Source organism: Ellagibacter sp. (genome assembly GCF_048412355.1).
Taxonomy (GTDB): Bacteria; Actinomycetota; Coriobacteriia; order Coriobacteriales; family Eggerthellaceae; genus Ellagibacter.
The window spans coordinates 1-24,452 of sequence record NZ_DBFSAP010000039.1 but is presented as its reverse complement, the minus strand read 5'-3'; the positions used below and the strand labels follow the sequence as shown (position 1 = coordinate 24,452).

Here is a 24,452-nt window from a genome sequence, read left to right as displayed (position 1 = left end):
ACGTATATCGTCTAAGTGATAAAATACTCATTGCGACGTGAGTGATTTCGGTCACTTATCAAATCCCCCTCAGTTGGCGCTGAAGGGGATTTCTTTTTCTTATCGACCGAATGCTTTCGCATCCAACTTACAGCGAGAGATTATAACAAGAAACATAGAAAAGTCCACCGTTATTTGTTAGCGACGGCAGGAAAACGCCTGATGCAGAGTCGCTATCAGAAAACATAACAAGAATTAACGCATAAAGCAATGAAAAGAAATAACGGGCCTGACTAGCAGGAGGCGATAAAAGAAAAAGAATTTGATGAGGGAAAACTGGGGAAAAGAACGCTAAGACGTTGTTGCTCAACAAAAATGATCAGAGATCAGGTTGAGAGAATCGAACTAAGTCTAGAGATTCAGGAGTATAAGAGATTCTCCATAATTCCTTCACATGTCAAATCATGGCAGCGGACGGTAAGGTAAAGGACCGCAGGGGGCATTCGAGGTACAATAGATTGAGTTCGAGCAAGCTGCCAGGAAAGGAAACCAATGGCTGCCTACGATTTTGAGGGCCATATAACCGACATCCCCGACTATCCGGAAAAGGGAGTGGTGTTCAAGGACATCACGACGCTGTTGAAAGAGCCCGAAGGGTTCCATGCCGCAATAGATGCGATCGCCGACCATTTCAAGGACGCGGGGGTTACGAAAGTAGTCGGTGCTGAAGCGCGTGGGTTCCTCATCGGGGCGCCGGTTGCGTACCGTCTTGGCGCAGGATTCGTGCCTGCGCGCAAGCCGGGCAAGCTGCCTCGTGAGGTCCGAACGGAAAGCTATGAGTTGGAGTACGGCACCGATGAGCTCCAAATGCACGTGGATGCTCTCGACGGGGACGACGTGGTGTTGATCATTGACGATTTGGTGGCTACCGGCGGCACGGCGGTCGCACAGGCTAAGCTGGTCTCGCAATACGGTTGCAAGCTGGCGGGTATGGGCTTTCTTATGGAGCTGGAATTCCTTCATCCGCGCGAGGCTATTGCGAAAGAGACCGACGTTGACGTGTTCGCACTTGTCCAGGTGAAGTAGGGAAGTACCATTCCTGCGGCAAGCTGAGTCTTCTCGGAGATCAGGTATCAATAGGATTTTCAAACAATAAGGCCTCAATGCGAGGCCTTATTCCTGAAATAGAAATGATGAGGAGCCTGTATTCTTTTACGAAAGAGTTGCGTCGACCGCTCTCATGACGGCTCCGCGCATCCCTGCGTCCTCGAGCGCGGCGACGCCCTTGATCGTCGTGCCGCCAGGGCTGCAGACGGCGTCCTTCATGGCACCGGGGTGCGTGCCCGTGGCGAGATGAAGCTCTGCCGTTCCGGCCATCATCTGGGCGGCGAGGCGATAAGCAGTCTGACGTGGGAGCCCGTTTTTCACGCCGCCGTCGGCAAGCGCCTCAAGGAACATGGCGGCGAAAGCGGGGCCGCAGCCGGCAAGAGCGCTCGCGACGGAGAGCAGGCGCCCGGGAAGCACCTCGATAAGCGCGATGGGAGAGAAAAGCCCAACGAAGGTTTCCCATTCATCAGCGGCGAGAGAATGCCGCTCTTCGCAGGAGACGACTCCCTTGCCGATGGCGATCGGTGTGTTGGGAATCGTGGAGAGATGTCGCGACCCCTCGCCGAGCAGGTCCTCGTAGAAATCGAACAGAAGGCCGGCGGCGACGGAGACGACCGCCTTTTCGCGAAGGGCCTCGCTAACAGGGGAGAGGACATCGCCGACAAGGTGGGGCTTTACCGAGATAACGACGAGGTCGCAGTTTTCGACCACTTCAGCAGGCGATTTGAAAGCGCGAACACCAAGCGGCTCGCAGCGCTTCTCGAGCGAATCGAAATGTGCGGCGCACGCGCAGATGCGAGACCCATCGACGCCAGCGAATTCGATAAGGCCCTTGGCCATGGCGCCCGCCATGTTCCCGAAACCGATAAATCCGATGCGTGCCGATTGAGCGTCCATGATGCCCCTTTCAACGGGAAAGATGAGTTTTCGCCATTGTAGCGCAGCTTGTTGGATGAGCGATTCGCGCGATATTCGAAGCAGACGAAAGCGTCAAAATAGTGCGGCATGGCATGAAGGAGCGTATCGAACGCGGCTGCGGCTCCTCTATAACCTAACTTTTGCAGCTAAAGAGGGCTGTTCTCCTACACTGTTGAACTTCGCCCTTGGCCCTATCTATCTTCGCCGGAATCCCGTTGGACAGCGCGTGTCTGGTTCGACGCCCGTTCGGCAGTTTAATATTCGCCCATCGCGCATGAAGCGCCGGTGCATCTCGTTGCTACGGCCGGCCCCTCCGTTTCGGCTGTCTTGCGACGTGCATGGCGGCTTCGCCGCCGCACGAAAAAAATCCGCGGTTGGGGGCCAACGCCCGTCGAGCTCGGGGTTCCGGGAAAGACCCGGCTATGTCGGCGGCGCGCCCGCTAGGCCTTCTCCGCCATGCGGCCCACGGCCCAGCACCAGCACGCCAGCTCGCGCGCTATCGCGACGTTCGCCACGCTCGACTGCTTGCCGGCGGCGTCCATCGCGCGCCGCCTGTCGACCAGCCTCCTCACGCCCGCGTTGGCGTGCCGGCGCGCATCGGGCGGGACGGATTGGCCTTTGACCGGCCCCTTCGGCGCGCGCGACGCGCTTTTGTAGTGCCATGCGGCCTCGACCAGCAGTTTCCTCAGGTGCTTGTTGCCCGCCTTGGTGATGCCGCCGCGGCATCGGGACTCGCCGCTCGAGTGCTCGGAGGGCACCAGCCCGACCCATGCGGCGAAGCCCGACGCCCTGGCGAACCGCGAGAACCCGTCGGCCTCGCAGGCGATCGAGGCGGCCGTCACGGCGTCGATGCCCTTCAGGCACCTCAGCGCGTCGCACGCCGGCTTCCACCTGGGCGCTTGCGCGAGCGACTTCACCTTGGCCTCCAGCGCCGCCTTCTCGGCGTCCGCCCGGCGGACGCACTCGCAGTAGTGGTCGAGCGTGGCCATCGCGGAGGCGTCTCCCAGGTCGATTCGCCCGACCCATGCCCAGAAATCCCTGGTCCAGCGGCTCTTCCGCTGGCCGGCGGCGTTCCTCTCGTCGTAGACGTGCCCGTGCCTGAGCAGGAACTTCGACAGGCGCTGCTTGGCGCGCACGGCATCGTCCCGGGCATCCGCCAGCGCTCGGGTCAAGTCGCGCGCCTCCTCGCACTCGGGATCGGGCACGTGCACCTCGGCGACCACCCCGAGCGCCAGCTGCACGGCCAGGAAATGCGCGTCGCGGCGGTCCGCCTTGCGGCCGCGGTCGGCGGCGGGCCTGTGCATCTTCGACACCGCGCCGATGGCGCAGTCGGCGCCCATGGCGCGCAATTCCCTGCACAGGTGGAAGCCGGTGACGCCCGACTCGTAGACGCATTTCGCGGGCTGGGGCAGGGACTTTATCCACGATGCGAGCTCGCCGGGCTCGTACCCGAGCGATTTCCTCTCGATTTCGCCCGTGACCGGCACGAAGGCGCAGGCCTTTATCGAGCGCGCGTGGACGTCGAGCCCTACGAAAGTGGTAGCATTGTTCATCGGAAGCCCCTTCCATGAGTGCGGCGTGGCCGCTGGCGGTTTGGACACCACTATTGTCGGCCTAATCCGCGGATATGCATGCAGGAGGGGCTTCCAACTTTTTATGTCCTGCTCATATCGTCTTGATTGCATCAGGGGCAACTCGAGCCTTTTAAGAGAGTTCAGAGCAGCGCAATCCGTCAGAGAGCATATTTCAGAAAACATGAGAGCCACTTTTCGCTCCCCTATACCCCCCCCTGAAATTATCAAAATAGGAGGAAATCAAAAATATTTCGATATCCTCCTATTTGATGTCAAATTACCCCACCTTTTGTCAACAATTTCGTGACGTGGGGTGTTCCTTTTACCTGAAGGCGAGTGCGGTCACGGCGCATAAGCATGCGCATGTCGCATTCTGCCCAACCAGGCGCAATACTTATCGCTTGGCAACCGATGCGCATATATCGCGTCCGGCAAGCCACGCTCACGCAAAACGCGCCAGCAACAACGCTTATCGTTGCTCCAGATATGCGATGATCTCGTCGTTGCCCTGAATAAGCTGACCCGCGTCGTGCAGATACGGAATAAGATTCGCATCGCCACCCAAGGCAAGCAGCTCTTCGTAAGGTGCCACTTGCTCAACATCGCGTTTATCCAGCTCAATGCCCTTTTCGTTGGCGTAATTCACCACAACCGAACACGTTGCACACGGTGCCCAGTAATACAGAATCGGTGCAGCCATACTTATTAGCGCCTCCTGTTATTCGCAGAATCAATCGCAACCCTTGAACAAAAGCCAAGAATCGCCGTCTGACATGAGTATACGGCGCAAACGCCTTTGCGGCTTCTGGAATCGCGCTATCGCGCCCTTTCTCCTCTTGACAGGTTACAGTGGCTCTGTATAAACTGTATTAGCATGCATAGTACAGTTAATACAGAACGAACACTGAAAGGAGGTCTTGCCCCATGATTGCCGTTGATTACCGCGACCAACGACCGCTCTATGAGCAGGTGCGCGATGCGTATCGACGCCAAATCCTTGCCGGTCTGCTTGAACCAGGCACTGAAATGCCTTCGGTACGCAGCTTAGCTGCGCAGCTTTCCGTAAACCCCAACACCATTCAACGCGCCTATCATGCGCTTGAAGCAGATGGCTGCATTTGCTCTGTTAAAGGCAAGGGCAGCTTCGTGTCGTACAGCTCCGAAGCATCTCAAGCACGAAAAAACGAACTTCTTGCCGCTTTCGATGAAACTGTGCAGGAACTTCTCTCGATAGGAGTAGACCCCGAAACCTTGATTGAGCGCTTAAACGGAGGTGGAAATTGTGACTGAATTCGCCGTACAAACGCTTCATCTAACGAAGCGATTCGATGATTTTGTTGCGCTGAACAGCGTTGATATGCACGTCCCCACAGGATCGGTCTACGGGCTGGTTGGTCCAAACGGCGCAGGAAAAACCACGCTGCTGCAGCACATTGCAGGCATCTATCGCAAAGACAGCGGTGATGTGCTGGTATTGGAACAACCGGTGTTCGAAAACGTTGCCATCAAAGAGCGCATTGCGTTTGTGCCCAGCAGCTTCTACATTCCCGCGCGCGCCACGCTCAAAAGCCTGGTTTCTCTGCACGAATCAATAACGCCCCGCTTCGACAGGGGGCGCTTCGAAACGCTGCTGAGCAACCTCAATCTGCCCCTTACCCTGCCCTTCCGCAAGTTCTCGAAGGGCATGCAAAAGCAAGCGATGCTTCTGCTGGCGCTGGCATCGCGCCCCGATGTTTTACTGCTGGACGAGCCGATGGACGGACTTGATCCACTGGTAAGAAAAACGGCGTGGAGCATTGTCCTGAGCGACGTTGCGGAATTCGACACTACCGTTATAGTGAGCAGCCACAACTTGCGCGAGCTCGAAGGCGCCTGCGATCACTTGGGAATCATGGCAGAAGGTCAAATCATAAGCGAGCACGACCTGCTTTCGCTTGATGGTTCGCTGGTAAAGGTACAGCTGGCGCTGCCCGATGGCGTAGAGCTTGCGGGCGTGGACGTGCTGCACGAAAGCGCCGAAGGACGCCTGCGCACCCTTATCGTGCGCGGCAATGCTGATCAAGTGCGCACGGCGCTTTCTGCGCTGAACCCCGTGCTGCTTGAGATTATCCCGCTGTCCCTGGAAGAACTGTTCCTGCATGAGCTGAACGAGGTGAGCCCCCATGTCAAGAATATCGTTTTGTAATTTCGCTTTGGCAAAAGAGCTGTTCAAGCGAAATTGGTACGTGAGCGCTCTCTACCTTTTGGGATGGCTTCTCGCGCTGGTGCCCACCATTTCCCGCATGCGCTACACCGTTTACGTGTACAGCCTGGATCCAACGAACAGCCTTTCAAGTTACCTTCCCCTGTTCTTAACGTTTTCGGCGTTCTTCACGCTAGCGTACTGCGTGGTAGCTACCTGCGTGAACTGCGATTATCTGTTCAAGCCGGAAGCCGCGCGGTTTTACGGAGCAGGCGCGCTGCGCAGGTCAACGCTGCTGCTTACAAGCTTTGTTGTTACCGTTTTGCCTGGCCTTGCAGTAAATGTGATTGCGGGCTTGCTCTTTACGTTTGCGGAGTTGTCGGCTGGCTTCGAACTTTGCCTGGGTCCCACGCTTGTGGCATCGGGCTGTCTGCTTGTTATCATCCACAGCGGCCTGTGCCTGCTCTGTGCGGCGCTTTCGAGCTCGCGCTTGGTGTTCATCATTGTCACGCTTATGCTGCACGGCTATGCTTGCGTTGTTGATTTCGGCTTCAAAACGGCAACCGACCTGTTCTCCTACGGTGTTACTGGCAACCTGAATCCATCAAGCATCGCGTTGATCTTCTCGCCCATGGCGCAGATGGAAACGCAGTTCGTGATGCCAACCTGGTATGCAACCCGGTATGACTTTTGGGGCATGCTTGCTGCCTACGCGATTGTTGCCGTGATTGCCGTTGCCGTGGCCTGCGTGCTCTTCAAGTACCGCCGCGTGGAAGAAGTAGGCGAAGGCGTTGCGTTCAAAAAGCTGCGCCCTGTGTTCAGCATTATGTTCAGCATTGCATTCGGGCTGGGATTTGCCCTGGTCGGATGCGCGTTTTCCTATTACGACGGCAGCGCAGCACAGCAAGCGAATAATCTTGGCCTTATGGGTGCGCTGATTGGCTTCTACCTTTTGGGTGCGCTGGGCTCTTACGCGGTTCTGGAAAGCATCATGGCGAAATCGGCGCGCGTTATCAAGCGACGCCTTCCCGGTCTGGCGCTGGTGGCGCTGTTATGCGTGGGCGTGAGCGCAGGTGCTTATGGAGTAGCCAGCTGCGAGTCGAAATATGTTCCCGCGGAATCCGACATAGAGAGCGTTTTTGTAGACGGTTTAGACTTTGTCGCAGATAACCCCGAAAACATCAAAACCGTCACCGACCTGCACCAATCGATCATCGATGAACACGAATCGCCCACGCAGAAAGGCTTACCGTCGGCAAATGCCACCTATAGCGGCAAATACATATATGAAGGCACCACCCGTCTTGATGCTTCGAGTTATTACCGTTCCTACGTGAGCTTCGATTACGAAATGAAAAACGGTGACGTAATCAAGCGCGGTTACGACATATACCTGCTCAAAGACGAGCTGAATGACCCCGCATCGTTCCCAAGCAAGATTGCCTCCTTTGCATCAAGCGATGCGGCACGACAAAACCGCATTGATTGGCTTTACGATTTGGCAGAATCTCGCCCCACCGCTGTTGTGGGAAGTGTCAACCTTTACCACGGAAAGTACGGAGGCGTTGAGATCCTTGAGGACGAAATCACGCAAACCGACGATGCCCCCGGAAGCCTTGACGTGACCTTGACCGGAAACGAGCTCAAGGAGCTCCTGGACGCCGGCATGGCAAATGAGCTGCTGACCAGCGCTGCTTATGACCCCGGCCTTGCCATATGGGCACAAGGGAAGGACAACGCAGAGTACTGGGAAAACGTTATCGGGTACCTGAATCCCGGAGTTTACGCGTATGACAGATACGGCGAAGGCGCTATCGACAGGTTCCAGATTTACAGTGCCGTGAACCTCTCGTTCCAGGAAACGCCGAAAGCGCTTGCGTGGATTGCGCAGCACTACCGCATTGATCTTTCGGAAGCGATGCAGCAACTGTAGGGCCCGCAAAGCCGCCCTGTCGCCGCACAGAAAACGCCCCACATACTCACGTGTGCGGGGCGTTGTTGGTTCCTTCGCTTTGGGAAGAACGTTTAGTCCAAATGGCTTTCGTGTTGAACACGCGCCGCTTCGCTGTAATTTTCCTTATAACGCACGTCAATAAGCTCTGTCACAATAGAAACAGCCAGTTCATCGGTGGTTTTTGCGCCAAACTTCAAACCGATGGGTCGCTTGATGCACGCCCAGCCTTCTTCGGTGGCGCCCAGCCCAATAACCAGGTCGTGAACCGTTTCGTTCTTACCCTTGCAGCCCATCATGCCCACGTAATGCGTGTTGCATGCCACGCCCCACGCGCAGCTCTGCGGGTCGTACATGTGGCCGCGCGTAAGCACGTGCACGTAATCGGCGGGGTCCGCAGCGTATTTCTGCAGGTCATCGAAGTTACCGCCCTCGAACAAAATGCGCTGCACGCCTGGGAAGCGCTCTTCATTCAAGAAAGCAGGGTCGTAATCGGCAACCGTCACTAAAAAGCCCAGAGGGGTTGCAAGCTGCGCCACTTCGCAGGCAACATCCTAAGCGCCCAGCAGCCAAACACGCTTCGCCTCGAACAGCGGCGTGGCTTGCCAAATCAAGCCATCGAACTGCTCGTTGTGCATAGCGGGGCCGCGCGTTACATCCTTCATCTGCATCAAATCGCGCCCCGAGTACTCGTGTGCGCACACGATTTCCTTCGCATCGTTGGCAAAGAAAATGAAAGAGTCGCCATTAGCGGAGCCCTTGTCGCCGAACTTCTTCGTGACTTCGTTGTCCACGTTTGTCACGGCAACGGCTGGATCCAGAACAATCTTGAATCCCAACCAAGCCAAGTCGCGCTCATCAATAGCACGCAGCGCACGCTCAAACACCGGAATGTCTGCAGCGGTCAGCTTTGCAGCGATTTCGCACAATCTATCAGGCTCAACAGACGAAAACACTTCAGGATCAAGCTCGGGCACCTGACCCTTCTGCAGGCATGCTATAACCCGACTTTTGCAGCTAAAGAGGGCTGTTCTCCTACGCTGCCTTGGACATGGCCGGCAGCAGCGTGGTCATGTCGTTGCGGTTGCCGGGGAAGAGCTCGTAGCCCAGGGGCAGGCCGTCGGAGTCCAGGAACAGCCCCATCTGCGCGATCGGATTGGGCCTGTGCTCCTTGGACACGCCCCTCATCCTGAAGCCGTCCTCGCCTTCGCGCTCGAAGTAGTAGTTGGTGACGTCGTAGTACAGGCAGGTTGTATCGCGCGGGCCGCGCGCGGCCTCAAGGGAGGCGTTCATCGAGCTCGCGAGCGCGTCGGCGCTGGCGTCCAGGTAGGTCAGGCAGCGGTAGACGTCGTCGGCCGTGAAGCCGCACTTGCGGGGGAACCTCTCCCTGGCCTCCCAGGCGGCGTGCTTGGAGGAGGGGTGGGCGATGCGGTCCCACACGAGAAGCTCCAGGATCCGGCAGGGGTCGTAGGAGAACCCGCGCGCCGTGCGCTTGCGCTCGAAGAACGACCAGATCCCGAGGTCGCGGTGGAGGTAGGCGGAGGGCACCGCCGCGCCGAGCTCGACGCGGCCCTCGGCGCGCGTGCCTATCTTCTTGGAGGCGGTGAGCTCCACGGCGATGGGCGCCTCGGCGCGCGCGGCCTCGGCGGTCATGCGCCTGCACTCCTCCTCGAAGTGGGCGACGGGGTCGCCGAGCTCCGCCTCGAGGGCGTCGACGTAGCCGAGGCTTTTGACCGTCCTGGCCCTGTTCTTGCCGCCCGCGTCGCGGTAGCCCTGCACGATCGTGAGGTATGTGCGCCCGTTGGGCTTCTTCGGCTTCCTGAGGTACATATAGCCGTCCTGAACTGGGTTTGCACGATGCCTGGTTATACCATACATCGCCATACAACGGCATATAAGGTCGTAAAAACTTGACAAAGAGACGATATGAGCAGGACATAAAAACATTGAGAGCCCCTGTTGTATGCGAATCCGTGGATTAGGCCGACAATGTGAGTGTCTAATTCAAAAGTGGCGGCCACGCCACAAGCATGGAAAGGGGCTCTCTCATGTTGAATACTACCACCTTCGTCGGCCTCGACGTGCACGCGCGATCCATAAAGGCCGTCGCCCTTGATGCGATGACCGGCGAGGTCCGCTCGGCCACCTTCGCCTACAACGCGGCAGCCGTCGCAGAGTGGGTGGGATCCCTCGACCCTGCCGCGAAGTGCGTCTACGAGTCGGGCGTGACCGGGTTCGACCTGCAGAAGAAGCTCACGGCGCTGGGCGTCGACTGCGTCGTCGGCGCGGTCTCGAAGATGATCAAGCCATCAGCTGACCGCAAGAGGAAAAACGACCGCAACGACGCGGAGTTCCTGGCGCGCATGCTGTCGGTCGGCAACGTCGTGGAGGTATGCGTGCCCGACGATGAGTGCGAGGCGGCGCGCGACCTGGTGCGCGCGCTAGACGACGCGCGCGAGGACCTGAAGCGCTGCAAGCAGCGGCTGTCGAAGTTCCTGATGCGGCACGGATACGTGTTCAACGAGGCAACCCCGACCGGGCGCAGGAAGGGCAACTGGACCGTCGCGCACTGGGCGTGGATAAGGTCGATCGAGTTTCCCAAGAAGGCCGACAACGACGTCCTCGCGTACTACGTCGATGCCGTCAGGCAGGCGATGGAGGACAAGAAGAGGCTGGAGAAGCTGGTCGAGGCAGAGGCGTCCAGACCCCGATGGAAGAAAAGAGTCGACTCGCTGCGCTGCCTGAAGGGCGTCGACGCCATGACGGCCGCCGACATCGTGTTCGAGGCCGGCGAGTTCTCCAGGTTCAAGAACGCCAGGTCGTTCGCCGCTTGGCTCGGGCTCACCCCCTCCGAGCACTCCAGCGGGGAGAGCGCGAGGCAAGGCGGCATCACCAAGGCCGGCAACAAGCACCTGAGGAGGATTCTCGTCGAGGCCGCGTGGCACTACATAAGCGCCAGCCCGCATCCGAAGGACCTGGCCAAGGGCCAGGCACCCGACCCCGCGGCGAGAAGGCACGCGGCCAAGGGCATCCGAAGGCTCGTGAAGAGGCGCGAGGAGATGCTGGGGCGCGGCGTCCACAAGAACAAGGCCAACGTCGCCACCGCCCGCGAGCTCGCGTGTTGGTGCTGGGCGGTAGGCCGCATGGTCGAGAACGGCTAGCCTTCGGGAAGGCCGTCCCGACATAGCGCGATCCATCCCATCCTGCGGTCTGATCCGAGGCCGTTGGGGCGAACCCCAGGCTCTTTTTCTGCGAGCGCCCAAGGCGCCACCCGCGACAAGAGACTGTCGAATCGACCGAGGTAACCCCAGCCGTAGCAACGGATTGCCCAGCGCAGAGATGCGCCACGGGCGGATATTAAACTGCAAAGACGAGCGTCGGAGAGACACGCCCAGGTCGCCGTAGGAGGGTTGAGATAGAGGAAGGGCCTGGCCCCGGTTCAAAAGAATCGAGGCCAGGCCCGGTTTTGCCTATTGACAATGTCCTGCTCATATTAAAAAGCCCGTTGAACTGGGCGGACGATCTGGAATCTATTCAGTTATGCTGCAAAAGTCGGGAGATGAGTTTTCGCCATTGTAGCGCAGCTTGTTGGATGAGCGATTCGCGCGATATTCGAAGCAGACGAAAGCGTCAAAATAGTGCGGCATGGCATGAAGGAGCGTATCGAACGCGGCTGCGGCTCCTCTATAATGGCTACTCGAAAAAGAGAAAGGCTCACCTATGAAGTACAAAGTGCGTTTCATCAAGGATTCCAAGCGGTCGGATGTGTCCTTCGTCTTTGAGGAGACCGAGCTCGAGGCCGAAGACGAGGCGGCGGCGCGCGTCGCTTACGAGGCCGCGAAATCAACTGCCCCAGAAGGCGCCCTGCGCATCGATTTGGTGTGCGGCGAGGGCTACAACTGGGAAAAGGTGGCAGAAGACACCCTGTAGAAAGAGCCATCTCGCCCGGTGAGCGCGATCGGGTGTCAGTTGCGCGCACCGCTCACCGACGCGAAAGGCGTCCAACCGTGCTTTACACGGACTTTACAATTACAAGATGTTTCCCAGACACGCCCTCCCTAATGTGTTCATAGGCCTCGGAGGGACGGGTTGGGCTTGCGCCCTTCGAGCGGAGAGAAAACTCGAAGGGAGAACAAAGACGCATGGATCCGGCAACTTTGGTTGTGGTGGTGCTCGTCATCGTCACGGCTCTCATATTCGACTTCACGAACGGATTTCACGACACCGCCAATGCCATGGCAACCTCCATCGCCACGGGCGCGCTCAAGCCGAAGACCGCCGTCATCGCAGCGGGAACGCTCAATCTTATTGGCGCATTTCTGTCGACTGAGGTGGCGAAGACCATCTCGGGCGGCATCATCAACGAGCAGCAGGTCACCATCAGCGCGGCCTTCATTTTTGCCGGACTGGTCGGCGCAATCATATGGAACCTCATCACCTGGCTCGTCGGCCTGCCGTCGAGCTCCTCGCATGCCCTGTTTGGCGGCCTGGTCGGTGCTGTCATCGTGGGTGCAGGCTTTGAAGGCGTGAATTTTGCCGCGGTGCTCACCAAGGTGCTCATCCCCGCGCTTGTAAGCCCGGTGGTCGCGGGGCTTGCGGCCTTCTGCGCGGTGAAGCTCATCTTCTTCGTGGTGCGCAAGATGGAAGAGGGGCAAATCGAGTCGGGATTCCGCCACGGCCAGACGGTGACGGCGTGCCTCGTCGCGCTCTCCCATGGTACCAACGACGCCCAAAAGACGATGGGCATCATCACGCTGACGCTGATCGCCGTGGGCTTCCAGCCTTCCGGTTCGGGTCCTGAGCTGTGGGTCGTCGCCATCTGCGGTCTCGCCATCGCTTTTGGCACCTACATGGGCGGCTGGCGCGTCATCCGCACGCTTGGCAAGGGCCTGACCGAGATCTCGACTCCGCAGGGTTTCGCCGCAGAGGCGGCTTCGGCGACTACGATTCTCGTCTCCTCTCACATGGGCTTTGCGCTCTCGACCACGCAGGTGTGCTCCGGATCCATCATCGGCTCGGGTCTTGGAAAGAAGGGCAACAAGGTGAACTGGGGCGTTGCCGGCAAGATGGTCATCGCGTGGCTTGTCACCTTCCCGGCTGCCGGTATCGTGGGCGCCCTTGCTTGCGCGCTCGCAAAGACGGGGCTTTGGGGCACCGTCGCGGTCGCGTTCATCGCGTGCGCCGTTGCGTTCATCATCTGGCGCATGTCCCGCCGCAACCCAATCAATTCCACGAACGTCAACGAGCGAGCCGATGTGAAGGTCAACGCCAACACGAACGCGAAGACCGTCGCTGCAGCTGCCTAGCAAGGAGGAACTCGTCACATGCTGACTCAAGAAATCGTTAGTTTTATCACCGTTCTCGTCGTTGCCGTTTGTGTTGCGTGCTCGATTAGCGTACTGTATGCATCAGGGCTGCGCTTGTGGGCGCGCGCCGACGGGGACGTGGAGCGCGAATCTCGTTTGATGACCCGTCTTGCCTCGGCCGTCTGCTTCGCCGCCTGTGTGGCCATCGTGCTGTTCGCACTGTGGCTTATGATTCCGATGTTCCACTAGCTGGAAGAGAAACGGAGGCCTCCTATGGCGAGCATTCTCGTTGGTGTTGATGGAAGCGAGCGCGGTCGTCGCGCACTGGATTGGGCGGTCGCGCGTGCCGAGCGCACGGGTGCAAGCTTGATGCTTCTCGCGGTCGTGAATTCTGCTGAGGCGAAGAAGCTTGGTGCCGAGGCCGAGATGGTGCACACCACCGTTGAGGCGGCGCTTCGCGAGAAGAAGGAAACGCTTGCCGCAGAGCATCCCGGCGTTACCGTGGACACGAAGATCGTCGATGGCCCTACCGTGGAATCGATTGTGGAGGAAGCTGCCAACCACGACATGGTGGTTTTGGGGTCGCATCACGGGGCGTCTATCACCGAGACGTTTGGCGGCGCGACCGGCCTGCGCGTCTCTGTGCAGGTGAAGATTCCCACGGTTGTCGTGCCGTGCGACTGGGATGTGACCTGCGCTGGCAAGTCTGGCATTGTTGTGGGCGTGGGTCCCGACAACGTGTCGGATGCCGCGGTGGCGTTCGGCGTCGGCGAGGCGATCGATTCCGCCCAGCCGCTCGAGCTGGTAAGCGCATGGGGCATCCCCGCCTGGATGTCGCGTCCCGCAGAAGGCATGGGCGGCGGCCTTGAAGAGGTTGGCCGTCAGCGTCAGGCAGAAGTCGATGAGTTCGTCGCGCGCATCACGACCGCAAACCCCGCGCTCGAGGTGGCGGGCCGCTCGATCGAGGGGCCTTCTCCCACGCGCGTGCTTTTGGATGCGTCGAAGGATGCGCAGCTGCTCGTTTTAGGCACGCATTCCCGTGCCGCGCTCGGCCGTGCGCTGTTCGGCTCGGTCACGCATAGCATGCTTTTGAACCTGGCCACGCCGACGGTCGTCGTGCCGAAGGCCTAAGGCTTAAGACAACGCCTGCGCGCAAGCTGATTTCGCCCTGACAGGCCCGCAATCGCAGCTCATCGCTGCCGGTTGCGGGCCTTTTTACGTGAAAATGAGCACGTGTAGCGTGCCCGTAACACACACGTATGCGAAGTGTAGGATAATAAGGCTCGCAACCATAAACCACAAGCTGGAAATCACGAGGCTGGCCGCGAGGCCCGGGTGAGATAGAGGGGTTTCTATGATTAAGCTTTACGATGGCGGAGTGTTCCTGCGCGAAGGAACCGAGATCGTTCCCGAAGCGGAAGCGGCGGCGCGCGGCATCTCGAAGACGCCCGACGAGGCGCGGCGGGAGACGATTGCATACTCGATTTTGCAAGCGCACAACACCTCGGGCGATCCGAGTGCGCTGAAGATCCGCTTCGACGCGATGGCCAGCCACGACATCACGTTCGTCGGCATCATCCAGACCGCGCGCGCATCGGGCATGACGGAATTCCCCCTGCCCTACGTGCTCACCAACTGCCACAACTCGCTGTGCGCCGTGGGGGGCACCATCAACGAGGACGACCACGTCTTTGGTCTTTCTGCCGCGAAGAAGTACGGTGGAATCTTCGTTCCCTCGCATATTGCGGTGATCCATTCGTTCATGCGCGAGAACTTCGCCGGCTGCGGGAAGATGATCTTAGGCTCTGATTCGCATACGCGCTACGGCGCCCTCGGCACGATGGCTATCGGCGAAGGTGGCGGCGAGCTGGCGAAACAGTTGTTGCGCGATACCTACGACGTGGCGTACCCCGGCGTTGTGGCAATATATTTGGAAGGTGCCCCGCGCCCTGGCGTCGGCCCGCACGACGTGGCTCTCGCCATCATTCGCGAGGTGTTCGCAAGGGGATATGTGAAGAACAAGGTGATGGAGTTCGTGGGCCCGGGCATCGCGTCCATGACGACCGATTTCCGCAACGGCATCGACGTCATGACGACCGAGACCACGTGCCTGTCCTCTATTTGGGCCACCGACGAGGACACCCATGCGTTCCTCGCAGCTCACGGGCGCGGCGAGGAATACAAGCAGCTCGCCCCGGGAGACGTGGCATACTACGATGGCTGCGTGCACGTGAACCTTTCCGAAATCCTTCCCATGATCGCGCTGCCGTTCCACCCGTCGAACGGCTACACGATCGCCGAGCTCAACGAGAACCTCGAGGACATCCTGCATGAGGTCGAGGTCGAAGCGGCGCGCATCGGCGGCGATAAGGTCAACTTCAGCCTGCTCGACAAAATCGAGGGCGGGCGCCTGCGCGTGCAGCAGGGAGTGATTGCCGGCTGCTCGGGCGGCAACTACGACTCCGTCGTTCAGGCGGCCCGCGCGCTCAAGGGCGCCAACACCGGTTGTGGCGAGTTCTCGCTGGCGGTCTATCCCACAAGCCAGCCGGTCGCGCTTGAGCTGACGCGCCGCGGCTACATCTACGACCTCATGGAGGCGGGCGCCATCGTGCGCACCGCGTTCTGCGGCCCGTGCTTCGGCGCCGGCGACACGCCTGCGAACAACGGGCTTTCCATCCGCCACACCACGCGCAACTTCCCCAACCGCGAGGGCTCCAAGCCCGGTAACGGCCAGCTCTCGGCGGTCGCGCTCATGGACGCGCGCTCCATCGCGGCGACGGCGGCGGCGGGCGGCATTCTGACTCCTGCGACCGACCTTCCCGACGAGACATGGGACGAGGCGTGCGAGTACACCTTCGACAGCGCGCCCTACGACAAGCGTGTGTACTGGGGATTCGGCAAGGCAAAGCCCGAAAGCGAACTTGTCGAGGGACCGAACATCAAGCCGTGGCCTGCGATGGAGCCGCTCGGAGAGAACATCCTTTTGAAGGTGTGCTCCAAGATCATAGATCCGGTGACCACCACCGACGAGCTCATTCCTTCCGGCGAGACGAGCTCATTCCGCTCGAACCCGCTCGGCCTGGCCGAGTTCACGCTCTCGCGCCGCGACCCCGAGTACGTGGGGCGCTCCAAGCGCGTCGATGCAGTGGAGAAGCGCCGCGTGGCGGGGGAGAGCCTCATCGAGGCCGATCCCGAGCTCGCCGTCGTGTTCGCGGCGCTCAACGGAGCGGGCGTGGACGCCGATGCATCCCGTGTGGAGTACGGCAGCATGATCTACGCGAAGAAGCCTGGCGACGGAAGCGCGCGCGAGCAGGCGGCGAGCTGCCAGCGCGTGATCGGCGGGCTTGCGAACATCGTTGAGGAATACGCCACCAAGCGTTACCGCTCGAACGTGATGAACTGGGGCATGGTGCCCTTCCAGCTTGAGGGCGAGCCGCCGTTCGAGGTGGGCGACTACGTGTACGTTCCGGGCATCCGCGAGGCGATCGATGGTGATCTGTCCGACATCGCTGCGTGGGTCGTGCATGCGGGCGAGGCGCGCAAGATCTCACTTTACGTGGCGGATATGACCGAAGAAGAGCGCGCCATCGTGCGTGCCGGCTGCCTTATCAACTATAATCGTACGCGTCGCGAAAAAGAGTAGGGCTTCGTGCGGGCGGTTTCGCTCGCTATAGGCCATAGTTGCGCGGCGGGGAAGCCGCGTGATGGAAAGAACACCGAACACGGGGCATAGCTGAGAAGCGGCCCCGTGTTTTCGGTTGGAAAGGGTTTTCATGGAACGAGAGAGGTTTGGTTCGCGCCTGGGGTTCATCCTGGTGAGCGCGGGCTGCGCCATCGGCTTGGGGAATGTATGGCGATTCCCCTATATCACCGGCGAGTACGGCGGTGCGGCGTTCGTCGTGCTGTACCTGATATTTCTCGTGATATTCGCGCTGCCGGTGCTCGTGATGGAATTCGCCGCGGGCCGCGCAAGCCAGCGCTCGATCGCACGCAGCTACGATGAGCTCGAGCCCGAGGGCGGGAAGTGGCATCTCTTCAAGTGGGTCGGCCTTGCGGGCAACTACCTGCTCATGATGTTCTACACGGTGGTGGCGGGCTGGATGCTCGCCTTCATGGTGAAAAGCGCGATGGGCGAGTTCAACGGCGCGAGCACCGAGCACGTCGCAAGCGTGTTCGGGCAGCTTCTCGCTGACCCCGTTCAGATGACGATTTACATGCTGATCATCGTGGCGATCGGCGTGATCACGACGCGCGCGGGCGTGAAAAACGGCGTCGAGCGCGTGACGAAGGTGATGATGGTCGCGCTGTTCGTCGTGCTTGTGGCGTTGTGCGTGCGCGCGGTGACGCTGCCGGGCGCTGAAGAGGGCCTCGAGTTCTACCTGATGCCCGACTTCGGGAAGCTCTTTGCGGGCAACACGCCCGCCGAGCAGTGGGCGACGTTCGGCGATGCGGTGTATGCAGCCCTTGGCCAGGCGTTCTTCACCGTGTCGGTGGGAATGGGCTCGATGGCGATCTTTGGCAGCTACATCGGCAAGGACCGCCGCCTCACAGGCGAGGCCGTGCGCGTGGGCGTGCTCGACACGCTGGTAGCGCTCATGGCGGGGCTCGTCATCTTCCCGTCGTGCTTCGCCTTTGGCGTGGAGCCGGCTTCGGGGCCGTCGCTTGTGTTCATCACGCTGCCCATCGTGTTCAACGCGATGCCTCTGGGGCAGCTGTGGGGCACGCTGTTCTTCCTGTTCATGAGCTTTGCTGCGCTGTCGACGGTGATTGCCGTGTTCGAGACGATCATGGCGTTCTCTATGGACCAGTGGGGCGTGCGCCGCGAGAAGGCGTGCCTCGTGAACGGCGCGCTCATCGCGCTTCTGAGCATCCCGTGCGTGCTCGGGTTCAACGTGCTCTCGGGTGTTGCCATCCCGGGCATCGGTGACATCCAGTCGATCGAGGACTTCCTCGTGTCGAACAACATCCTGCCTTTGGGCGGCCTGTTCCTCGTGATGTTCGTGACGAGCAAGCGCGGATGGGGATGGAAGAACTTCCTCGCCGAGGCGGACACGGGCGAAGGCCTGCGCTTTCCCGCCTGGTCGTACCGTTATATGAAGTACGTGCTGCCTGTGGGGATCGTCATCATCTTCGTGTTGGGGTATGCGCCCATCGTAAGCACGTGGCTGGAGATTTCATAGCGATATATCTTTCCGCCAGAGTGTCCTGTGCCAGGTTTTGATGAGGTCTTGCGACCTGCGGTTTTGCGATCAGCTCGGCGGTCGAGATGCTGGGGGTCGACGAGGGCCTGTGCGTTCAATGCATGCTCATTGGGCTTTACGAAAACGAGCGGGCGACCATAGACGCCGTGCGCGCATTCGCAGCTGAGCAGGGCTATGCGCCCGACTTCTCCGAAACCGAAGCGCAGCGCGAGTGGGCGGAGCGCTGGTTCTTCGATGCGAACTCACCTGTGACGCGCCCCGTCGTGCGAAGCTAGACGGCGAATCCCCAAAGGCGGCGCGTCGCGTCGCGAGCGGACCTTCTTATCGAGCGGAACAGGGAGAGGATTGGATCGTCGCTCTTCTCGGAAGAGCCGCTTCTCGTTCCCCGAAGCAGGACGGCATCGTCGGTTCCGAGGATGTAGCTCCAGTAGAAACCGTCGTAGATCATCCACGGGCTTTCCCCGCGCTCGCTGTAACGGGAGCCTTCGCCGATGGTGGCGTGGGGCGCGATCTTGGCCGCGGCGACTCTGAACCTGGCGGCGGGAAGGTCGCGCTTCCCGGAGACGTACTCGATTTCGCACCAACCCGTGACCAGGTTGCAGCGTATGTCTATGTTGCCCTCGAGGGCAGGCCCCCACGTCCAGAACCGCGCCCACGTCGCCTTCTCGCCGATGCCTCTCGCAATGGGCTCCTCCTCGGAGACGGGCGCGGGGAGAAAGCCCACCTTGGGTTCGCCATCGGCGCCGGCATCCCATCGGGCGTAGGCGAAGCGGCCCCCGTAGAGCTTTGCGATCTGTTCGTCTTCGCGTGCCGCGAAAAGGCGCTCGAACGGCTCCGCCTCTGCCCGCGGGACGAGATAGCCCCAAAGGTCGGGGCACGCGACGTCCACGAGGCTCTCCGGCCCGTATTCGGTCGGGTAAAACGTGCCGTCCGCCTGGCCCTGAAGCACCTCGATCGCGTCGAGGACAGCGCCGTCTTCCCAAAACCAGCTGTCGCGCAGGCACAGATACGCTCCCATTGCTATTCTTCCTGCTGTTTGGCGGGGAGGGGCTTGTCCCACTCGGCGGTATCGGGATTCCACGCGGCCGTGAAATCGTCGTCCATTCCCTCGCAGGTGAGGCTTACGCCCTCTGCGGAGGGCTCAGGCTTCGGCTCGAGGAAAAAATGAAGTCCGCCTCTGCCGGTATCGAGCTTGAAATGCAGGAAGAACGAGAGCCCCGTAGTCTTGAACCCGCAGTACACGTCGAGAATCTCGGCGTCTAGAGCGTGGTGCATGTTCTCGTAGCTGAACCTGAGCTTCGGCGGGATGGCATGGGCAGGCAGCGCCTTGGAGAGGATGCCCGCGATGGCGTCGGCGATCATGCCGTCGTGCTCGTCGCACCAGTCGCGGTTCTCCGGCGAGGCCTCGTCGCCGAACATCCCGTTTGATGCGGCGTCCTTGCGGTGCCAGACGTCGTAGTCGAGGACGAACGGCAGCCCCTCGAACTTGTAGTCGTGGCGGCTCATGTCGAGCTTGAGGCCATGGGCCTCGGAGAGCAGCATGATGGCCGCGTGCAGGTCGAGCAGGTAGCGTTCGGCAACATCGGCATCGCAGCCGAGCTGCGCTTCCAGCTCGCGGTAGGTCGTGGTGTTGAAGCCGTCGGGCGCCTGCTCGAGAGCGAAGAGGATCGCCTCCGCATCCCTGCGCGTCTCAAGGTCGATGGACATCAGCTCGTCCAGTCCTTCTCTGTCCATGTGCGTTCTCCTTGTGATTGCCGCTTTCGGTTCGAGCCATGCCAGCGGCTTCTCTGCTGCGGGCGTTCTCGTCTTCTTTGGCTGACATTATCCCACCGCGTTGCACCTGCCGCCACATCGTGCAGCGGCCAAGATGAGCCCGAGGTTCAGACGATGGAGATGCCGCGGCTGCGCCCCGAATCGCGGCATCGATTCAGCTCATAAGCAAGCCACCCGAGACTACTTACTTTATTCATCGATGGCGTAGACCTGTGGCCTGCGGTTTTGCAGACGACGCAAAAGCCGCCCGCGTTGATTCACTCGTGATTGTAGCTGGCGGCTTGCGTGCAAAAAGACACTTGAGTTTTAAAACGGACGTTTTCCGTACTATCGAGCTTCTGAAGAGTGCTCGCCGCGCCCCCCCCTCTTTCAGAAAGGAGATGGGGGCAAAGCTATGCCGAAGCCTGATGGAGCTCCTGATCAGCGCACACGCAAAATATGTGAGACACGAATGGATTGGGCACAATTTCACCTACTACTTCGAAGACAGGCTACGCTACATGTGGTTCGCATTCGCCACATACATGGACAAGAAACACGTCGCTATTTGCGATTACTGCGGCAAGCCTTACATGAGAACGCGGTCGAATCAGAACGCTGCCCTGGCGAATGCACCCGTAAGGCGCACAAGCACTAAGCCCTATTAGTTAGCTTTGGATCGAAATGCAGATATCAAGTCGAGGCGAAACGTACTTTTCCATCGATTCAGCCAACACGCGAGTAAATTGCTCCTTGAGGCGGGTATGCATCTTAGTCTTAACGAAACTACAGGGAGCGCTACCTAAAGCCAAATGTCTTGTCGTCGTTGCTAAAGTCGTAGAGGATTATCAACCAATAGTCCACCGTCCATGAAAGGAGGAGTCTGAATGTCGCTTGGCTACATGGGAACGTGCACACTCATGGTGGAAGATGACGATCTCGCAATCTATACCTATCGCGGAGAAGATTGGAATCTGCCCGAAGAATTGCGAGCTGAAATTGAGGCTGCAGAAGGAGAATTCTCAATTGAGAAGCGATGCTTTGAGAAGCCAACGATCCGCACCCGCATCCATCGACTTCCAAATGGTAAGAAGAAGACCGAAGTAAAGAAGATTCTCCACACAGTGGATTGGGGCAAATATCTTGAAGACGGCGGCATCGTCGTCTTCAAGCTCTGCGGCTTAGATGGTTACTCGAGTGAAAAGGGACATCGTCCTGGACACATTCTCAGCTGCCTGCTCGGCCATCTGTTTCGCGAGTATCAGGAAACGGGAGACATTCCGAAGAAGGCGGCGTTTGTAAAATAACTGAAGGCGCTGCAGCGGTCGCGGCGCAGTCCCTAGACAGAATGACAATAGCCGAGCACCGGGAAGACGAACTGCCCGGGGAACGCTATGGGGCATTACTGCGAAACGGGATGAACCCTTGAGCTAGCCTACAGCTTTCATTCAGCTAGGTATTCGACCAGCGACGAGGCAATCTTCTTAAAGCCGCCGCTCAAATCCAGTTGAAAGATGGATCCGGAAGAATCCTGGCAAATAATCACGCCGTCAACGTAGGTATCCTCTATCACGTAGCTATAGAGACCGAGCGCTTTGTAGATCGACCGCATATCTTTGGTTACGCTTACGACGTTCAGCCTTTTAGAGTCTATTAAGCTGGTCAACTCATGACCATCCGTCTCGATGCAACCGTATTCCAGAAGTGCGCTTCGGAAATCTGGCGAGAAACGTAGGCCAAGGGCCGACTCTGCCTCAGCCACGGCTGCTTCGGAGGCGGGCGCAAAGCCTGAAAAACCGGGCAATTCAGCCAGTCCCTCGATATTGACATCCATACCTTTGCTCCTCATCCAGCAACTATCGAAGCGTAGTCGCGCCAGAACTGCTTCTTCTGCGTTTCGAAAGCCGGCCTGTCAATTTCGCTCGATTTACCTGCAGTGTTCAGGATCTGCGCTACGCCCTTACCCCTATGCTCCTCCATGCTCAGCACGGCAAGTGTCCCATCGGCCTTCTGATTGATGTGATGGAGCTCATAGGCGTTTCCGCCGGAATCGAGTGGCGGCTGTCCCTTCTGCATGCGCTGCAGATTCGTCAGACCTTTCTCATCGATTCTAGTGAGGTCTATGTCCTGGACCAAAGCGGTTTTACCACTAACCTTTGCGGTCTTGAGCCCAGCATCTTTGTAGATGTTGTACTCCTCAACGCTCTTGAACTGCCTGATCACGTCGAGCGGATACTTGGATTCGCGCTGGATTGCCGCCGCCTCACCCATGGTTAGACCGTTGAGGGCTGCGCCCTTGAGTCCGGCGGCTTCCGTCGCTCCGCCCCCAAGAGTGCCCATCATCGCTCCGACTTTGAGGCCTTTGCTCCCGCCTAGAGCAGCGGCCTTGACGGAAGCCTCAACGTCACCGTCCGTCAGGATTGCGGTAGCGGCGCCCGAGGTTATCGCCCCGATGGCGGCACCGGAAAGCGCCGCTTTTGTTCCGGTGCTGGCCGCGATCGCGAACACCATACTGCAGGCGGGCGCGGCCCCAGCGGTTGCTGCGGAAACGGTAACGCATACCAGGATAACGCCGCCGCCTACGGCAACGTTTCGGATTATCTGATCATATGTATCATCGTAACCCTGGAAGGCACGAACGGTGGTCTGGCCGCCATCGCCTAATGTATAGACATATTTAGAGCCCTGGAACTGGTTTTGAAGCTCTGCGATGGTGTAGCCGAAGAAAACGGTAGATTGAGAATTGTATGTGAGCTCGTCGATGTATTCCTGGGAGATATACACAGCCTGTACGTTCTCGACAAACGAGCCGTCCGGCAGGCCCTGGCTCAAGACCTGCTCGTAAACCGAGTCCCAGATATACTCCGGGAGGCCCTCTTCGCTCATCTTCGCGAACTCGCCACCTTGTGCTGCTGAAACCTCGAGATTGACATGCTGTGTTTCGAGGCTGCTCGAGTCGGCGGAATCCTGGCGAACGGGAATGCTGCATCCTGAAAGAGCGAGAGTCCCAGACATCAAGACGGCTAGAAGCTTCTTCCTCATTTGTCATCCTTGTCGTCGTCAGCATCGAATCCAGCCGAACCGCCTTCTAGGCCGATGGTCGATTGCGACTCAAAGGGGGTGACGGTTCTGGCGAAGCGGCGTTTTACGAGAATAATTACCGCGAGGACGATCAGCGCTGCGCTGAAGAGGAGAGGCGGCATGTTGAATCCGGCGCTCTTGGCAGCCGATGCAGAAGACGAATCGCTCGATGGGGCTTGCTCGGAAGAATCGGTCTGATTCCGCCGCGTTATGGATCCGTCATCGTTTATCGCTGCGCCCTGGTTGACCGCATCCTCGATCTGCGTTGTCGAATAGCCTGCGGCCGCATAAGTCTTCAGACTGGGGTCGCTGCCAACGTAGATGGTCTTCTCGGTCGTCTGTCCCGTAGAGGTGTTTTCGGTGGAAATGGTGTAAATCCCCTCGTCGGTGTATCGGTCGCCATCTTTAGCGGGTGCGTTGGATCGAACGTCGAACGACTTACCGGTCAACACCTCGCGTTTAACGTTGACATTCAGATAGCGGGAGCGAGCCAGGTCTATGACGAAACCATTAGGAGCCACCGATTCATTGGTCAGCTCGGATCCGCTTTGCGCATCGAAGAGGAACGGCATCGTGTTTCCGTTACGAACGGAAAACTTGAATCGAATGGTGTAATTGCTGTAGTCGGGGAAGATGGAAGCTTCAGGCACGAATAAGAAACCGCCCACCTTGTGGACGTCATTCTTAATCTCGTAGTCTAGAACGACCTCGTAATCGCCTTCCTCGAAGAGGTCGACTCGGGTGTTTGCCCCAGCTGCGACGCCCGCTAGGTAGTCGTTGTACACCTGCGGCTCTGAGGAATTGTTCTGATAGTCGGTCTTTCGAACGATGAGAGTGCCACGGCCAAAACCTGGCGAAGACTTTTCGATCTGCATCCCTTGGTCGTAGCCGTTTTCGTCATTCGCTATTGTCAGCAACGGGTTCCCGTTTAGGCGGTTGATGTCTTGAGAGAGCTCGAACTCCAGCGACACTTTGTCGCCGACGGTTTTCAAGAAAGTTGCCGACTCGCCACCACGTTGCACGGACGTAAAGCCCTTGACGTTGAAAGATCCCAGCTGCCAGCCGAAATGAGGGTCGGATTCTTTAATCTCGTTGCTTTCGGAATAACCTGTGTCCAAACCGGCGTTGACCACCGAGCCGAGAGCAAAGCTTTGTTCGCCCGCAAGCGCCATAGACGGAATGGCCAGCAAAAGCAAGGCGGCAAGAACCAAAGAGGCGAAAGCCTCGAAAGCGCGAACTAATCTGCTGGTTGGCATGGCGCTCCTATCTTTAAGTCGTTGCATTTTTAAGCCTTTTATCGAATGCTTATGGATGCAATGCAGATTCTGGCGGGCAGGGTTGCCGACATGGCCGATGAGAGCCTTGCTTCTCGTAAAGGAGTCTGGCAACCTGCCCCATCCG

Annotated in this window: 24 protein-coding genes; 13 read left to right on the top strand and 11 right to left on the bottom strand. The window is 59.0% G+C overall.

Going from position 1 to position 24,452, the window contains the following annotated elements:
* The first annotated feature begins 531 nt into the window (after positions 1–531).
* Positions 532–1,065 carry an adenine phosphoribosyltransferase gene (locus ACMRQN_RS05550; protein WP_296062298.1) on the top strand — a complete coding sequence of 178 codons (534 nt, stop codon included), beginning with the start codon at positions 532–534 and terminating at the stop codon, positions 1,063–1,065.
* A gap of 126 nt (positions 1,066–1,191) precedes the next feature.
* Here the strand turns inward: ACMRQN_RS05550 and proC are convergent, their stop codons facing one another.
* The 3 genes from proC to ACMRQN_RS05535 form a co-directional block, all read right to left on the bottom strand.
* Positions 1,192–1,983, bottom strand: a complete 792-nt coding sequence (proC, locus tag ACMRQN_RS05545; RefSeq protein ID WP_418734153.1) for a pyrroline-5-carboxylate reductase — start codon at positions 1,981–1,983, stop codon at positions 1,192–1,194.
* Positions 1,984–2,444: 461 nt separating this feature from the next.
* Positions 2,445–3,557: an IS110 family transposase gene (locus ACMRQN_RS05540; protein WP_418734152.1), complete on the bottom strand. Its 1,113-nt coding sequence runs from the start codon at positions 3,555–3,557 to the stop codon at positions 2,445–2,447.
* A gap of 490 nt (positions 3,558–4,047) precedes the next feature.
* Complete coding sequence (locus ACMRQN_RS05535; protein ID WP_297151486.1) at positions 4,048–4,278, bottom strand: glutathione S-transferase N-terminal domain-containing protein; 231 nt, start codon at positions 4,276–4,278, stop codon at positions 4,048–4,050.
* A 224-nt stretch (positions 4,279–4,502) separates the two neighbouring features.
* On the opposite strand from ACMRQN_RS05535, the gene ACMRQN_RS05530 reads away from it, so the two are divergent.
* From ACMRQN_RS05530 to ACMRQN_RS05520, 3 genes are read left to right on the top strand one after another with little or no spacing between them, the layout of a single operon-like run.
* Positions 4,503–4,868, top strand: coding sequence for a GntR family transcriptional regulator (locus tag ACMRQN_RS05530; protein ID WP_418734151.1), 366 nt, complete (start codon positions 4,503–4,505; stop codon positions 4,866–4,868).
* The gene (locus ACMRQN_RS05525) at positions 4,861–5,763 is read left to right on the top strand and encodes an ABC transporter ATP-binding protein (RefSeq protein ID WP_418734150.1); all 903 of its coding nucleotides are present in this window, start codon (positions 4,861–4,863) and stop codon (positions 5,761–5,763) included. The genes ACMRQN_RS05530 and ACMRQN_RS05525 overlap by 8 nt, the downstream gene beginning before the upstream one ends.
* A complete protein-coding gene (locus ACMRQN_RS05520) occupies positions 5,741–7,693 on the top strand; it encodes a hypothetical protein (protein ID WP_418734149.1) in 1,953 nt (650 codons plus the stop codon). Before ACMRQN_RS05525 ends, ACMRQN_RS05520 begins: the two co-directional genes overlap by 23 nt.
* A gap of 92 nt (positions 7,694–7,785) precedes the next feature.
* Here ACMRQN_RS05520 and ACMRQN_RS05515 read toward each other — a convergent pair whose 3' ends face one another.
* The 3 genes from ACMRQN_RS05515 to ACMRQN_RS05505 are packed head-to-tail and all read right to left on the bottom strand — an operon-like array spanning position 7,786 to position 9,541.
* Positions 7,786–8,250, bottom strand: a complete 465-nt coding sequence (locus ACMRQN_RS05515; protein WP_418734148.1) for an XdhC family protein — start codon at positions 8,248–8,250, stop codon at positions 7,786–7,788.
* A 15-nt stretch (positions 8,251–8,265) separates the two neighbouring features.
* Positions 8,266–8,688, bottom strand: coding sequence for a hypothetical protein (locus tag ACMRQN_RS05510; RefSeq protein WP_418734147.1), 423 nt, complete (start codon positions 8,686–8,688; stop codon positions 8,266–8,268).
* Between the two features lie 58 nt (positions 8,689–8,746).
* The gene (locus ACMRQN_RS05505) at positions 8,747–9,541 is read right to left on the bottom strand and encodes a hypothetical protein (protein ID WP_418734146.1); all 795 of its coding nucleotides are present in this window, start codon (positions 9,539–9,541) and stop codon (positions 8,747–8,749) included.
* Positions 9,542–9,759: 218 nt separating this feature from the next.
* Here ACMRQN_RS05505 and ACMRQN_RS05500 point away from each other — a divergent pair, with 218 nt between their 5' ends.
* From ACMRQN_RS05500 to ACMRQN_RS05465, 8 genes are all read left to right on the top strand, one after another.
* Entirely contained in the window at positions 9,760–10,872 is a 1,113-nt protein-coding gene (locus tag ACMRQN_RS05500; protein ID WP_418734145.1) for an IS110 family transposase, read from the top strand.
* A 559-nt stretch (positions 10,873–11,431) separates the two neighbouring features.
* Positions 11,432–11,641: a hypothetical protein gene (locus tag ACMRQN_RS05495; protein ID WP_418734144.1), complete on the top strand. Its 210-nt coding sequence runs from the start codon at positions 11,432–11,434 to the stop codon at positions 11,639–11,641.
* 212 nt (positions 11,642–11,853) lie between these two features.
* Positions 11,854–13,017 carry an inorganic phosphate transporter gene (locus ACMRQN_RS05490; protein ID WP_418734143.1) on the top strand — a complete coding sequence of 388 codons (1,164 nt, stop codon included), beginning with the start codon at positions 11,854–11,856 and terminating at the stop codon, positions 13,015–13,017.
* Positions 13,018–13,035: 18 nt separating this feature from the next.
* Positions 13,036–13,266, top strand: a complete 231-nt coding sequence (locus tag ACMRQN_RS05485) for a hypothetical protein (protein ID WP_296062310.1) — start codon at positions 13,036–13,038, stop codon at positions 13,264–13,266.
* Positions 13,267–13,290: 24 nt separating this feature from the next.
* Positions 13,291–14,148 carry a universal stress protein gene (locus ACMRQN_RS05480; protein ID WP_418734142.1) on the top strand — a complete coding sequence of 286 codons (858 nt, stop codon included), beginning with the start codon at positions 13,291–13,293 and terminating at the stop codon, positions 14,146–14,148.
* A 223-nt stretch (positions 14,149–14,371) separates the two neighbouring features.
* A complete protein-coding gene (locus ACMRQN_RS05475; protein WP_418734141.1) occupies positions 14,372–16,660 on the top strand; it encodes a hydratase in 2,289 nt (762 codons plus the stop codon).
* 130 nt (positions 16,661–16,790) lie between these two features.
* Entirely contained in the window at positions 16,791–18,197 is a 1,407-nt protein-coding gene (locus ACMRQN_RS05470; protein ID WP_418734140.1) for a sodium-dependent transporter, read from the top strand.
* Between the two features lie 86 nt (positions 18,198–18,283).
* Complete coding sequence (locus ACMRQN_RS05465; protein WP_418734139.1) at positions 18,284–18,493, top strand: hypothetical protein; 210 nt, start codon at positions 18,284–18,286, stop codon at positions 18,491–18,493.
* On the opposite strand, the gene ACMRQN_RS05460 is transcribed toward ACMRQN_RS05465, so the two are convergent.
* Positions 18,490–19,236: a hypothetical protein gene (locus ACMRQN_RS05460; protein ID WP_418734138.1), complete on the bottom strand. Its 747-nt coding sequence runs from the start codon at positions 19,234–19,236 to the stop codon at positions 18,490–18,492. The two genes, ACMRQN_RS05465 and ACMRQN_RS05460, sit on opposite strands and share 4 nt — an antisense overlap.
* Positions 19,237–19,238: 2 nt before the next feature.
* On the bottom strand, positions 19,239–19,952 hold the full coding sequence (locus ACMRQN_RS05455; protein ID WP_418734137.1) for a hypothetical protein: 714 nt from the start codon (positions 19,950–19,952) through the stop codon (positions 19,239–19,241).
* A gap of 905 nt (positions 19,953–20,857) precedes the next feature.
* Between ACMRQN_RS05455 and ACMRQN_RS05450 the strand changes: the two genes are divergently transcribed.
* Entirely contained in the window at positions 20,858–21,277 is a 420-nt protein-coding gene (locus tag ACMRQN_RS05450) for a hypothetical protein (protein ID WP_418734136.1), read from the top strand.
* Between the two features lie 137 nt (positions 21,278–21,414).
* On the opposite strand, the gene ACMRQN_RS05445 is transcribed toward ACMRQN_RS05450, so the two are convergent.
* The 3 genes from ACMRQN_RS05445 to ACMRQN_RS05435 all read right to left on the bottom strand — a co-directional run.
* Positions 21,415–21,804, bottom strand: a complete 390-nt coding sequence (locus ACMRQN_RS05445; protein ID WP_418734135.1) for an SMI1/KNR4 family protein — start codon at positions 21,802–21,804, stop codon at positions 21,415–21,417.
* An 11-nt stretch (positions 21,805–21,815) separates the two neighbouring features.
* Positions 21,816–23,012 (bottom strand): HNH/ENDO VII family nuclease, encoded by a 1,197-nt coding sequence (locus ACMRQN_RS05440; protein WP_418734134.1) that lies wholly within the window; start codon positions 23,010–23,012, stop codon positions 21,816–21,818.
* Positions 23,009–24,452 (bottom strand): hypothetical protein (locus tag ACMRQN_RS05435; RefSeq protein ID WP_418734133.1); only part of this gene is annotated, 1,444 nt, incomplete at its 5' end. The genes ACMRQN_RS05435 and ACMRQN_RS05440, both read right to left, overlap by 4 nt.